The sequence below is a fragment of the Terriglobus albidus genome, from assembly GCF_025685425.1.
Classification (GTDB): Bacteria; Acidobacteriota; Terriglobia; order Terriglobales; family Acidobacteriaceae; genus Terriglobus; species Terriglobus albidus.
Genome location: NZ_JAGTAS010000019.1, coordinates 19347 through 31346, shown reverse-complemented (window position 1 = coordinate 31346; position 12000 = coordinate 19347). Strand labels below are relative to the sequence as shown.

The following is a 12000-nucleotide window of genomic DNA, read 5'->3' as shown; positions in this document are numbered from 1 at the left end:
CTCTACACTTTTAGGAGAATTACTCTCATGCATCTGGTCGATTCGCACTGTCATCTGGACAATCCTCGCTTTGCCGAGGATCTGGACGCCGTGCTGGCGCGCTCCCATGCCGCCGGCGTCCGGACCATCCTGACCATCGGGATCGGCGAAGGCCCGGCGTATATGGGCAACGGCCTGGCGCTGGCTCGCCCTGCCACCGCGTCGACGCCCGCTGTCTACGCCAGCGCCGGCATCTACCCCGGCAATGCACATGAGGCCACCCAGGCCGACTATGCGCGTCTGGAGCAGCTTGTCCAGGATCCGAACTGCATCGCCGTCGGCGAGATTGGCCTGGACTACTACCACGCCGAGTCACCCGCACCGGAGATTCAGGCGGCATGCTTCGTACGGCAGATGCAGATTGCCGTGGCGGCGCGCAAGCCTATCCTGATCCACTGCCGCCCCAACGACGGCACCCCGAACTTCCCTGGTCTGGATGTGTGGAATGATCTCTTCGCCCTGATCGAAGAGCACTGGACACCGCACGACATCACCGGCGTCATGCACTGCTTCAGCGGAACACAGCAGCACGCCGACCGAAGCCTTAAAAACAACTTCGTCCTCTCTTTCGCAGGACACACGACCTTCCCGAAATCCAAGGACCTGATGGCTGTGGCTATCTCGACTCCGTTGGACCGCATTCTGGTGGAGACCGATGCCCCTTATCTGGCTCCGATTCCCCACCGCGGCCAGCGCAACGAACCCGCCTACACGGCGTACACCGCCGCCGCCATCGCCGCCGCTCGCGGGCTGACGCCGGAGGATTTTGCCCAGGCGACGACCGCCAACTTCCGGCGCATCTTTGGCGTAAGCTAGGGTGTGTCATCAAACTCCTGTCGCCAGCGTTGCGAGCGCAAATTGATCCAGACGAGGCGGAGGCCGAAGGCTGTGGCGGGTCCACAGTCGAGGACGACAACGAAGTATGGGAGAATTTGCGCCGCAACCCGCAGGGCCGGGGCAGATTTTCCCGATCTCTTCGTCACTCGTCGTTCCAGTAGGCCAGCTACAGTTCTCTCCTCACTCCTAGAGCTCAGAAAAATCTGCTCCCGGCGCTGGCGGCAGGAGTTTGATGACACACCCTAGACCACGGAGAAAAACATGGCAGGCGAGAACTCGTTTGATGTTGTCAGCAAAGTAGATATCCAGGAAGTACGGAACGCCATTGAACAGGCGTTGAAAGAAGTAAAGGCCCGCTTCGATCTGAAGGACGCGAAGGGTGAGATCGCCCTTGAAGGTCAGGACGTGGTCCAGACCGCCGCCGCGGACGAGTACAAGCTGAAGGCGGTCAGCGAGATCCTGCAGCAGAAGCTGGTGAAGCGCGGCATCTCCCTCAAGAACCTGAACTTTGAAAAGATCGAGCAAGGCTCGCACGGATCGGCCCGGCAGAAGATCAAGCTGCAGCAGGGCATCCCCTCCGAGAAAGCCAAACAGATTGTTGCCCTGATCAAGGACTCCAAGAAGAAGGCTCAGGCCTCCATCCAGGGCGATACCGTCCGCATCGCCTCCAAGGACCGCGACGTGTTACAGGACATCATCGCTCTGCTGCGCGGCAAAGACCTGGGCATCGACCTGCAGTTCACCAACTATCGCTCGAACTAGAGCGTTTCCCTGTTGCTGGGTTTCCCAAAAGGGTTCGGGCAACGCGTTTTTCATTGCGGAAAACACCCGGTCGATAGGATACGGAAGCTCTACACTACACCGACAGGGAAACGCCCGAGCCTATGACCAGAACCGCGGTAGTCGTCCAATATATCCAGACTGCCGTGGTTCTTGGTGTTCTCGCTGAGTTCATCGACGGAGCTACGCGGCACCTTCGCCCGCCCTGCCCAACTTGCGTTACTCCCCATGGATGGCCCTTCCACTACTACATCGACCCCGGCTTTGCGGGGCCTGGAGGGTGGATCTGGACAGGACTCACGCTGGACCTGCTGCTGCTGTTCGGTCTCAGCGCGGTAATCGTCCGGCTCCGGCAACGCAGCGTCTCTCAACCCGCACCTTCGCTCAAGTAACTGGTACATTCAAAAGAGTGAGTGATTTGCAGATAGCGACGGCGAAAGAGGTCTTCGACCTGCTGCGCGACGATCTTGCCGCCATCGAGCGGGAGTTCGTCTCACAGTCGCACTCCCAGGTGGAAGTCATCACCGAGATCGGCAGCTATCTCATCGCCGGCGGCGGCAAGCGCATTCGCCCGCTGTTGTTGCTGCTCAGCGCCAAGGCTCTGGGATTCGAGGGCGAATCGCGCATCCGGCTGGGATCAGTCGTCGAGATGCTGCACACCGCCACCCTGGTACACGACGACATCATCGACGAGGCGGACACCCGCCGCGGCCGTCCCAGCTCCAACACCACCTGGGGCAACTCCAAATGCGTCCTGGCCGGCGACTGGCTCTATATGCAGGCCTTCAACGCGGCGCTGCAGGAGCAGAACTTCCACATTCTCGACCTGCTGATCTCACTAACCCAGCAGATGGTCGAAGGCGAGCTGCTGCAGATGCAGAAGCTTGGCCACCTGATCAACGAGGAAGAGTACTTCGACCTGATCTTCCGCAAGACCGCCTGCCTCTTCAAAGTCTCAATGCAGCTCGGCGCAACCGTCGCCGGCGCCCCGGAGGCGATTGAGGCACAGCTCGGCGAATACGGCCGCAACCTCGGCCTGGCCTTCCAGATCATCGACGATGTACTGGACCTCACCGCGACCGAGTCCACCCTGGGCAAGCCGGTCGCCAGCGATCTTCGCGAAGGCAAGGCGACCCTGGCCGTGATCCACGCCCTGGAGCGCGGCACCGGCGCCGACCGCGAGGCCATCCGCACGGTACTCGCCGACCGCAGCTTCCAGCGCGTCGCTCATTCGCAGATTCTGGAGATCCTGGAACGGCACGGCTCGCTCGAGTACGCGCACGACACCGCCTGCGCCTACGCCGAGGCAGCACGGCTCTCGATCGCCGACCTCCCCGACACCGACGCCAAGCGCGCCCTGCTTTGGGTGCCCGGCTACGTCGTCGACCGCGACCGGTAAGTAAACCGCTTTTTTGTTTTGTCATTTCGTAGCGTGGCGGAGAAATCCGCTCTCCAACACATTTCCCTCAGCGGCTAAAGCCGCTTCCTTCGCAGCTCAACTCCGGCATGGCTGAAGCCATGCCCTTAAGCAAAACCGTTGCGCACCGCGCAACTAGTTCGCACCTACGGTGCGAATGTCTTGCTTAAGGGGACGGCTTCAGCCGTCCCGTACAAACGTTCCACAGACGGCGGCTTTATCCGCTGAGGGCAAATCCAGACCACATATCCGCACTCAATCCTCGTACCCTAGAACCAGTGTCCCGCTTTGCCGACATCGCTCTGCCCGTCCCCCTGGACCGACCGTTTACCTACGCGGTGAATGGCGTCGTGCCGGCTGTCGGAGCCCGCGTTCTGGTTCCCTTCTCTGGGCAGAAGCTGATGGGCATTGTCGTCAAAGTCCATGACACGCCGCCTCCTCCCGAAATCGAGACCAGGCCGATTCAGCAGGTGCTCGACATCGAAGCCGTGATCTCCCCAGAGCTGATGGAGCTTGCCGGCTGGATCGCAACCTACTATCTGGCTCCTTTGGGCGAGGTGCTGCGCGGCATGCTGCCGCTGATGGCGGAAGTCCGCCGCGACATCACCTATCGCATCAGCGAGACCGGACGTACCATCCTCTACCAGGGAGCCGAGCTCGGCTCCTCCCGCCGGAGCAAGCTCTCGCCCGAGGATCAGAACCGCGAATACGCCGTGCTGAATCTGCTGGAAGCGGGCGATGCCCTGCGGCCGGGCCGCATCCGCTCCAGCACTGGAGCCAACAAGGCTCTGCTGGAAGGCATGGTGCGCAAAAAGTGGCTGGTCCGCGAGACCGTCGCCGAACAGCGCGATGCCCGCCGTATGGAGCGCGTGGCCGTGTTGGTTCCCGACGCACGCTTGCCCAAGCTGAACGCCAACCAGATGCGTCTGCTGTCGGAGTTAGCCGCCGTCAACGGAAGGATGAGGCTCGCTGACCTGCGCGGGCTTCCGGTGCCGCAGACAACGCTCGGCACGCTGGTCCGGCGTGGCATGGTCACCATCGAAGAGGTTCCGGAGAACTTCCATCTGGGAGCAGTGCACGCACCCGGCAAGAAACACGCCCATGAGCACACGCTGAACCCGCAGCAGCAGGCCGCCGCCGACGCCATCGTTGCCGCGCTCGACTCCCCTGCGGAACAGTTCCAGCCCATCCTGCTCTATGGCGTAACCGGCAGCGGCAAGACAGCAGTCTACTTCGCCGCCATGCAGGCCGCGCTCGATCGCGGCAAGGCAGCTATTCTTCTCGTTCCTGAAATCGGCCTCACGCCAGCGATGGCCGCTCAACTGTACGCGGCCTTCGGATCGCAGGTGGCTCTGCTGCACTCGCAGCTCTCACCCGATGAACGCGCCGAGCAATGGCATCGCATTCGCCGCGGCGAAGCTCCTATCGTCGTCGGCACACGCTCCGCCATCTTCGCTCCGGCGCAGAACCTTGGGCTCATCCTCGTGGATGAAGAACACGACGGCAGCTACAAGCAGGAGGAGACACCGCGTTACCACGCACGCGATACGGCGATCATTCGCGCCAAACTGAACGGCGCTGCCATCGCCCTTGGCTCCGCAACTCCATCCCTTGAGAGCTGGCACAACGCCCAGCGTGGCAAGTATGCGCGCGTCGAGATGCCGGACCGTGTCTCTAACCGCCCACTGCCTGAGGTCGAACTCATCGACATGCGAGCGGAGTTCCAGCAGACCGGCGCCGACCAGATCTTCTCGCGTACGCTGATTGAAGAGACCCGCGCCACATTGGAGCGCGGCGAGCAGGCCATCATCCTGCTCAATCGCCGCGGCTACAGCTTCGTGGTGATGTGCCGTTCGTGCGGTGAAAAGATCGAGTGCCAGAACTGCGCTATCGCCATGACGTATCACAAGCATGGCCGCGTGGATGAGATGGACGACCACGCACGCGCCGGGCAACGGCTGGAATGCCACTACTGCGGCTTCCGTCGCACCGTACCGCAGGTCTGCCCTCACTGCCAGTCAGAACACCTCTACTACCTGGGCGCAGGCTCGCAGCAGGGAGAGGAGAGGCTGGCAGAAATCTTTCACAACGCACGCATCGGCCGCATGGACCGCGACACCGTGCGCGGCCGCGCGGACATGGAACGCCTGCTTACGCGGCTTCACTCGGGCGAGATCAACCTCCTGGTAGGCACGCAGATGATCGCCAAGGGCCATGACATCCACGGTGTGACGCTGGTCGGGGTTGTCGGTGCGGACTTTGCTCTCGGGCTGCCGGACTTCCGCGCCGCGGAACGCGTCTTTCAACTGCTTACCCAGGTCAGCGGCCGCGCCGGACGCGGTGACAAACCAGGACGCGTCGTGGTGCAGAGCTACCATCCTGAGCACTACGCCATGAAGTTCGCACAGCAGCACGACTTTCACGCCTTCGTTCAGAAAGAGCTGCAGTACCGGCGATGGATGCACTATCCCCCATTTACGGCGCTCGCAAACCTGGTCATTCAATCCGACCATCTGGAGCAGGCAGCGGGATGGGCAGCCACGCTCGGACGCTTCCTGGAAAAGATCTCTCTGCCGAAGGTCCGCATCATCGGTCCGGCGACAGCTCCGCTCTCGCGCATCAAGCGGATCTATCGTTTCCACTTCGTGCTGAAGTCAGAGAGCCGTGCAGCGTTGTCCGAGGCCCTGCGCGCCATGCTGGCGCACGCAGCCGAACAACAGATCCCGCGCGCGGCATTGATCGCCGATGTGGATGCGGTTCATCTGATGTGATCGGCACTAGCGGCGAGTTCGACGTAGCCCATACTTTGTTCGAGCAGGCAATAGAGCGCTGAAGGCGCGTTCTATACCAGCCTGGGGCATCGCCCCAGGTTTCGGTGTCCACAAGATGTTAAAGGGCTGAAGGCCCGCTCTATAGTTCTAGATATGATTTGTCATTGCCGCCGTGGCTATTACATCCGTACACGGTAGAGAGCGCGTTCTCCCTATTCACGCGCGGGATCGTCGGCAATTATCACCGCCTGAGTGCGGAGGGATAATCTTTCGCAAATTCTTCAACAAATTCGCTTGAGAAGTATGGAGCGGGCCTTCAGCCCTTTTGTTCCTCTTTTGACTTAAGACCTAGGGCGTTGCCCTAGGCTGGTATGGAACGCGCCTTCAGCGCTCAGATCTGGCAACTTTTGTGGGGTGCTCCACCCTCGCGACGTCCGGGTGGAGCGAGTAGTTGACGCCCTATCGTCCCCACGTAATACGCGAGAACTCCGCCACCAGGCTTGCGTTGGCAAAGGGCTGCAGCGAGAAACAGAGCAGGAAGATCATGCCGCAGACGGCAATCACGCCAACCTGCCAGGGCTTCATCTCGTCATCCAGCGGAACATTGGGATGCTTCATCGCGGGCAGCATCAGCAGCATCGCCCACAACAGCCAACCGATCCAATAAACGGTTCCCAGCAGCGCAAGCACACCAATGGTGATCTGCGTGCCGATCTGGTGCGCTTTGGGAGAGATGGCATAAAGAATATGGCCGCCATCGAGCTGTCCGGCAGGAATGAGATTGACGGCCGTGATCAGTACGCCAACCCAGCTCGCCACCACCATCGGGTGCGGAACGATGTTATAGATATCCGGCAGCGAGTGATTCGTCCCCTGCACCAGCACATGAAAGATCTGCAGCAGCAAGGGTGGATTGAACTGGACGATCGAAGGAGTCGGTACCGCCGGCTCCGGCCTGGAGTTTGCCAGGCCAATCCAGGTCGTGACGATCGCAACCAGAAAGCCGGCTATCGGACCCGAAGCTCCAATCAACAGCAGCGCCTTGCGGGAGCGCATGCGCGAGCGCAACCGGATCACGGCGCCCACCGTGCCGCTCAGCGTCGGCGCGGGCAGTAGATACGGCAGCGAGGCACGCACACCCACATAACGGCAGGCCGCATAGTGCGCGAACTCGTGCGCCAGAAGGATAGCCAGAAGCGTCAGGGAGAACGGCAAACCCAGCGGCAGAAGATTCAGATGTCCTGCGATCCACAGGTGCGGAACGATATCTTCGTTGCTCGTTAGCGGCGGCTTACCCTGGTTGAAGTTGACCATGTAACGCATACCGAGCGCTGTGGTCGTGAACAGAGTCAAGAGAAACAACAGTAGATGCACCCAGATGGGTGAGGATGCCGGACGTCGCGCAACATTTGCTGACGGAGCTTTAAGGACAGGTGTATCGACGTGATCTGCATGCACGTGATCTGCACCGGCCTGATCCAGCAGCCCGGCGCTCATGGAGCATGTTCCCTGTAGGTGTAAAGCAGGGCTTCCGCATTTATGGGCGTTTTCCGCAATGAAAACGCCGCTGCACTCTTCTTCCGGAATACCCGGCAACAGGGAAAATGCTCTAGAGCAACCAGCTTCCTGCAGCTCAGTCGGTAGTAGCGCCTGGAACCCGCAAGCTCAGCCAATGACCTGAAGGTCCTTGCCGGGCTTGAAGCGTACAGCTTTTCCTGGAGTAATGCTGACTTCGGCGCCGGTCCTGGGATTGCGGCCGATGCCGGTCTTGCGCGGGCGCACGTTGAAAACACCGAAGCCGCGCAGTTCAATCCTGTCTCCGGCTGCCAGCGTCTGCTTCATGGCATCGAAGATGGTATCGACGGCCGCCTCGGCTTTTGTCCGTGGAAGGCCGGTACGATCCACAATCCGCTGAATGAGATCTTGCTTGATCAAGAAGGATTGCCCTCGCCGCCATGAAATTCTGCACAGCCGTCAGACAGACGCCAGATGCATGTGCTGATGGTAGAAAGCGTTGAAAAGATTGTCAACGCGCAGCCCGTCCCGTAAGATTGCCTTTTCCGGCTCCCTTTTTAAAAGGGGCCGGAATTTGTTATCCAAGGAGATTCACCCCAGACATGTCCATCAAGAGCGACCGCTGGATTCGGCAGCAGGCCATCGAACACGGAATGATTCGCCCGTTCAGCGAGAAGCAGGTACGGGAAGGCGTCATTTCCTACGGACTGTCGTCGTACGGCTACGATCTCAGGGTCTCCGATGAGTTCAAGATCTTTACCAACGTCAACTCGGCCATCATCGATCCAAAGCAGTTCGATGAGCGTTCGTTTGTGACGGTACAGGCGGAATCCGTGATTGTTCCGCCGAATTCCTTTGCTCTGGCACGATCGATTGAGTACTTCAAAATCCCCCGTGACGTACTGACTATCTGCGTTGGAAAGTCTACGTACGCTCGATGCGGCATCATCGTCAACGTGACGCCGTTCGAGCCTGAATGGGAGGGTTTTGTGACCCTTGAGATCTCAAATACAACCCCTCTGCCGGCGCGTGTCTACGCCAATGAGGGCCTTTGCCAGATTCTCTTCTTCCAGTCGGATGAACGCTGCGAGGTCAGTTATGCCGATCGCGGCGGAAAATACCAGAACCAACAGGGGATCGTTCTACCGAAACTCTAAAGTTCCTCTTCATCCACTGGTCTCTGTTGTCGTTCCCAGGCAAAGCACGAGTTCCTCGTGTTGAGCCCGCAGCCCTTGTTGAGCAGAAATCACTGCGGAAATATGACACTAGCGTCCAAGAATCACCCTTTCCGTTTGGGTCTGATGACGACGGACCTCGTGCGCCTTGCCGGCCTCGAGGCAATCTTTGAATCCTCGAGCATTGAAGTCGTCCAGATCGCTATTCCAGGCGGTTTTCGAGAGGACGAGATCTCCGTCCTCATCATTGACTCTCAGGCGACGGAGCACCCGTTCGTCCTGCTGGCGTCCCTCGCACGGACGCATCCCTCGCTGCTCACCATGGTGCTGGGTGATCGCACGGATCAGGAATACATCGAAAAAGTCATCGCCGCGGGAGCGCGCGGTTATCTGACCTACTCAGCTTCCGAGAGAGATTTCCAGATGGCTATCGACGCCATGCGCGAAGGTTCTATCTGGGCGCCGCGAAAGGTACTGGCCAAACTCATCAGTCAGGCCCCAGCCAACAGCCGAACCGCCCCCGAACCTCCGGAATTCACGCCCCGCGAGCTTCAGGTTTTGGAGTTACTCACCGCAGGCCGCTCAAATCGCGAGATTGGTCTGTCCCTCGACATTGACGAATCTACCGTCAAAGCACACGTCGGCCGGCTCATGCGGAAGGTTGGGGTAGCGAACCGTATCTCATTGACAATGTTCGCGATGCAGCACCTGTTCCCGATCTCCGGAAGGAAAAACCGGTAACTTTTCTCTATTTGCAAAGTAGTAAACTTCTTTAGCACTTACGTCGATAGACCTCCGTACCGTTGCGTACTCTCTCGTAACCACTCAGAGTAATCACAGCAACACAGACCTGGGAGAAGCGGGGCTGACGGATACGGGACCCACCGGGAACGCAGCCCCCATTTTTTTACCCCTCTACTTCTCCTTACTCTTCCAGATCACACATAACTACTTCATAACGTCATATCTCCGTCTTCTTCACTTGTTCCTTCGGGACAACTTCTCGAATTGCCTGTCCATCCATTCCAATAGGACGAGGCGCTTGCGCCCGAAAGGAAGAACAACATGAAAAAGTTTGCAGCAGCACTGTGTGGCACGCTGTTGACCCTGGCTCCACTGGTTCACGCAGCCGATAGCTCCAAAGAGCAGGAGCGCCTGCAGGCAGCCGAAGGTGTAATCAACGAGATCATGGCAACTCCGGATAAGGCGATTCCACAGAGCATTCTTTCCGGCGCCTACTGTGTCACGGTGATTCCTTCGTATAAGAAGGCTGCCTTTGTCGTGGGTGGTCAGTACGGCCAGGGTGTTACGACCTGCCGCACCGGCCACGGGTGGTCTGCGCCTGTCTTCGTGAAGCTGACCGGCGGCAGCGTAGGTTTTCAGATCGGCGGTCAGGCGACCGATCTGGTGATCATTGCGATGAACCAGAAAGGCATGCAGGACATGCTGAAGAACAAGTTCAAGATCGGTGGCGATGCCGCGGCGTCGGCCGGCCCGGTTGGCCGCAACGCCCAGGCCGGAACGGACTGGAAGCTCAACGCCGAACTGCTGACCTACTCCCGTTCCAAGGGACTGTTTGCCGGCATCGATCTGGAGGGTGCATGGTTCGAGCAGAATGCAGACGATACCCGTGACTTCTATGGATCGGCGATTCCGTTTGAGACCATTCTGAAGGGAAATACCCCCACTCCTCCGTCGGCTCACCCATTTGTCAGCACGGTGGCGAAATACTTCGTTACCGCCAAGGCATCTCGGTAACCTCTCCCGCATCTCAACAACTGAGGCCGCCTCTTCGGCGGCCTCACGTCTCTTCTGACTATAATGTCTGCCGCCGCACACATGACGATCTTGAGGGAACAGATCGATGCCTCGCGCCTGCTCGTGGAAGCAGGCCTCGGGCTGTTTCGTGCAACCGAGAGCACGCAGGCATTGCGCTTTGCCGCCGATACCGGACGTGCGCTGTGTGGCGCGGAGACGGGGGTTCTGCTGTATCGCCCGTCTGACACCGGATCGGTGTGGTCTGCGGAGCCGGGCGCATCTGTGACCCCGCTTGCCGCCACCTTTCCCATACCCGATACGGTCATTCGCATCGATAACATCAGTACTCGATTCGGTACGCCCGCTCTGCCGGAGCAGATCTCCCGCAGAGCGCTTCGCAGCCTGCTGGCGGTTCCTCTGCCAATCTCCGCCGGCGCGGGAGCGGGAGCCTTCCTGTACATCAGCGGTCGAACCGCTGCTTTTTCAAGGGAGGACGAGCTCTCGGTTAGCGTGCTGGCGTCGCAGACTGCAGCCTCCCTCGAAACCATCCGTTTACGAAAACAGCTTTCCCTGCACGCCGACAAACAAAAGGAGCATGCCAGGCGCCAGAGTGAATTGGCAGCCATCGTCACGTCCTCCGACGACCCCATCCTGAGTAAGGACCTGAACGGCATCATTACGAGTTGGAACGATGCGGCCACTCGTGTACTGGGGTACACGCGTGAAGAGATGATCGGGCAGTCCATCCTCAAACTGATTCCGCCGGAGCTGCACGCTGACGAAGAGCTGATTCTGAGCAAGATCCGCGCTGGAGAACGGATCGATCACTTTGAGACCACCCGCCTCACCAAGAGTGGAGAGCGGATTCCAGTCGCGCTGACGGTCTCGCCAGTCAAGGATGAAACCGGCAGAATCGTAGGCGCCTCGAAGATTTTGCACGATATCTCCAATCGCAAACGGATGGAAGAGTCACTGCTGCAGGCCGAGAAGATCGCGGCCACGGGACGAATGGCCGCCACCATCGCGCATGAGATCAATAATCCCCTGGAAGCCGTGGTGAATCTGCTCTATCTGATGCGGCCCATGGTGATTGATCCACAGGGCATGACCTACCTGGAAACGGCGGAGAACGAACTGACGCGGGTCTCTCACATCGCCAAACAGACCCTGGGCTACTACCGCGAACACTCTTCGGCAAAGCCTACCTCCATCTCCGGACTCGTAGAGCAGGCTCTGAAGGTCTATGAGCCACGCTGCAGGGCTTACCGTATTGCCCTGGAGCGGCATGTGGAGTCGGACCGGAAGATTGTGTTGCGCCAGGGCGAAATGCTGCAGGTGATCTCGAACCTCATCACCAACTCCCTCTATGCCATGCCGCAGGGCGGTACACTCACGGTTTCAGTCGAGGACGTCTCTTCCCCCTCGGAGGGTCTTCTGCTGCGCGTTCAGGACACGGGCGTGGGCATTTCGAAGGAGAATCTGGACCGTATCTTCGAGGCATTTTTCACCACCCGCCGCACCATCGGCACCGGGATTGGCCTGTTTGTCGCGAAACAGTTTGTGGAAGGCCATGGAGGCTCTATTCGCGTGGAGAGCAGTACCGCCCCAGAGAATCACGGAACGACCCTGGAGATCTTTCTGCCCGTTCACACATCTCACGAGCTACAAAGCGACTAGAGCATTTTCCCTGCAACAGGAAAAACGCTCT

General features: G+C 59.4%; 11 protein-coding genes. 9 read left to right on the top strand and 2 right to left on the bottom strand.

The window, feature by feature from the left end; genetic code table 11:
* Nucleotides 1-27 precede the first annotated feature (27 nt).
* The 5 genes from OHL21_RS00650 to priA all read left to right on the top strand — a co-directional run bounded on the left by OHL21_RS00650 (nucleotide 28) and on the right by priA (nucleotide 5844).
* Nucleotides 28-855: a TatD family hydrolase gene (locus OHL21_RS00650; RefSeq protein WP_263415317.1), complete on the top strand. Its 828-nt coding sequence runs from the start codon at nucleotides 28-30 to the stop codon at nucleotides 853-855.
* Nucleotides 856-1137: 282 nt separating this feature from the next.
* Entirely contained in the window at nucleotides 1138-1638 is a 501-nt protein-coding gene (locus OHL21_RS00645; RefSeq protein WP_263415316.1) for a YajQ family cyclic di-GMP-binding protein, read from the top strand.
* A 122-nt stretch (nucleotides 1639-1760) separates the two neighbouring features.
* Nucleotides 1761-2048 carry a hypothetical protein gene (locus tag OHL21_RS00640; protein ID WP_263415315.1) on the top strand — a complete coding sequence of 96 codons (288 nt, stop codon included), beginning with the start codon at nucleotides 1761-1763 and terminating at the stop codon, nucleotides 2046-2048.
* A 17-nt stretch (nucleotides 2049-2065) separates the two neighbouring features.
* Complete coding sequence (locus OHL21_RS00635) at nucleotides 2066-3055, top strand: polyprenyl synthetase family protein (protein WP_263415378.1); 990 nt, start codon at nucleotides 2066-2068, stop codon at nucleotides 3053-3055.
* A gap of 296 nt (nucleotides 3056-3351) precedes the next feature.
* Nucleotides 3352-5844 (top strand): replication restart helicase PriA, encoded by a 2493-nt coding sequence (gene priA / locus OHL21_RS00630; protein ID WP_263415314.1) that lies wholly within the window; start codon nucleotides 3352-3354, stop codon nucleotides 5842-5844.
* Nucleotides 5845-6303: 459 nt separating this feature from the next.
* Here priA and OHL21_RS00625 read toward each other — a convergent pair whose 3' ends face one another.
* Nucleotides 6304-7341 carry a site-2 protease family protein gene (locus OHL21_RS00625; RefSeq protein ID WP_263415313.1) on the bottom strand — a complete coding sequence of 346 codons (1038 nt, stop codon included), beginning with the start codon at nucleotides 7339-7341 and terminating at the stop codon, nucleotides 6304-6306.
* 168 nt (nucleotides 7342-7509) lie between these two features.
* The gene (locus OHL21_RS00620) at nucleotides 7510-7779 is read right to left on the bottom strand and encodes an HU family DNA-binding protein (RefSeq protein WP_147650135.1); all 270 of its coding nucleotides are present in this window, start codon (nucleotides 7777-7779) and stop codon (nucleotides 7510-7512) included.
* A 182-nt stretch (nucleotides 7780-7961) separates the two neighbouring features.
* Between OHL21_RS00620 and dcd the strand changes: the two genes are divergently transcribed.
* From dcd to OHL21_RS00600, 4 genes are all read left to right on the top strand, one after another.
* A complete protein-coding gene (gene dcd / locus OHL21_RS00615) occupies nucleotides 7962-8516 on the top strand; it encodes a dCTP deaminase (protein WP_147650136.1) in 555 nt (184 codons plus the stop codon).
* Nucleotides 8517-8618: 102 nt separating this feature from the next.
* Nucleotides 8619-9275, top strand: coding sequence for a response regulator transcription factor (locus tag OHL21_RS00610; protein WP_263415312.1), 657 nt, complete (start codon nucleotides 8619-8621; stop codon nucleotides 9273-9275).
* A gap of 324 nt (nucleotides 9276-9599) precedes the next feature.
* On the top strand, nucleotides 9600-10292 hold the full coding sequence (locus OHL21_RS00605) for a lipid-binding SYLF domain-containing protein (protein WP_263415311.1): 693 nt from the start codon (nucleotides 9600-9602) through the stop codon (nucleotides 10290-10292).
* An 81-nt stretch (nucleotides 10293-10373) separates the two neighbouring features.
* Nucleotides 10374-11969: a two-component system sensor histidine kinase NtrB gene (locus tag OHL21_RS00600; protein WP_263415310.1), complete on the top strand. Its 1596-nt coding sequence runs from the start codon at nucleotides 10374-10376 to the stop codon at nucleotides 11967-11969.
* Nucleotides 11970-12000 lie beyond the last annotated feature (31 nt).

Bases quoted from the DNA above. Each gene is read 5' to 3' on its own strand.
- OHL21_RS00645 (WP_263415316.1), top strand. From the start codon at position 1,138: ATGGCAGGCGAGAACTCGTTTGATGTTGTCAGCAAAGTAGATATCCAG.
- OHL21_RS00650 (WP_263415317.1), top strand. From the start codon at position 28: ATGCATCTGGTCGATTCGCACTGTCATCTGGACAATCCTCGCTTTGCC.
- dcd (WP_147650136.1), top strand. From the start codon at position 7,962: ATGTCCATCAAGAGCGACCGCTGGATTCGGCAGCAGGCCATCGAACAC.
- OHL21_RS00605 (WP_263415311.1), top strand. From the start codon at position 9,600: ATGAAAAAGTTTGCAGCAGCACTGTGTGGCACGCTGTTGACCCTGGCT.
- OHL21_RS00640 (WP_263415315.1), top strand. From the start codon at position 1,761: ATGACCAGAACCGCGGTAGTCGTCCAATATATCCAGACTGCCGTGGTT.
- OHL21_RS00610 (WP_263415312.1), top strand. From the start codon at position 8,619: ATGACACTAGCGTCCAAGAATCACCCTTTCCGTTTGGGTCTGATGACG.
- OHL21_RS00625 (WP_263415313.1), bottom strand. From the start codon at position 7,341: ATGAGCGCCGGGCTGCTGGATCAGGCCGGTGCAGATCACGTGCATGCA.
- OHL21_RS00600 (WP_263415310.1), top strand. From the start codon at position 10,374: ATGACGATCTTGAGGGAACAGATCGATGCCTCGCGCCTGCTCGTGGAA.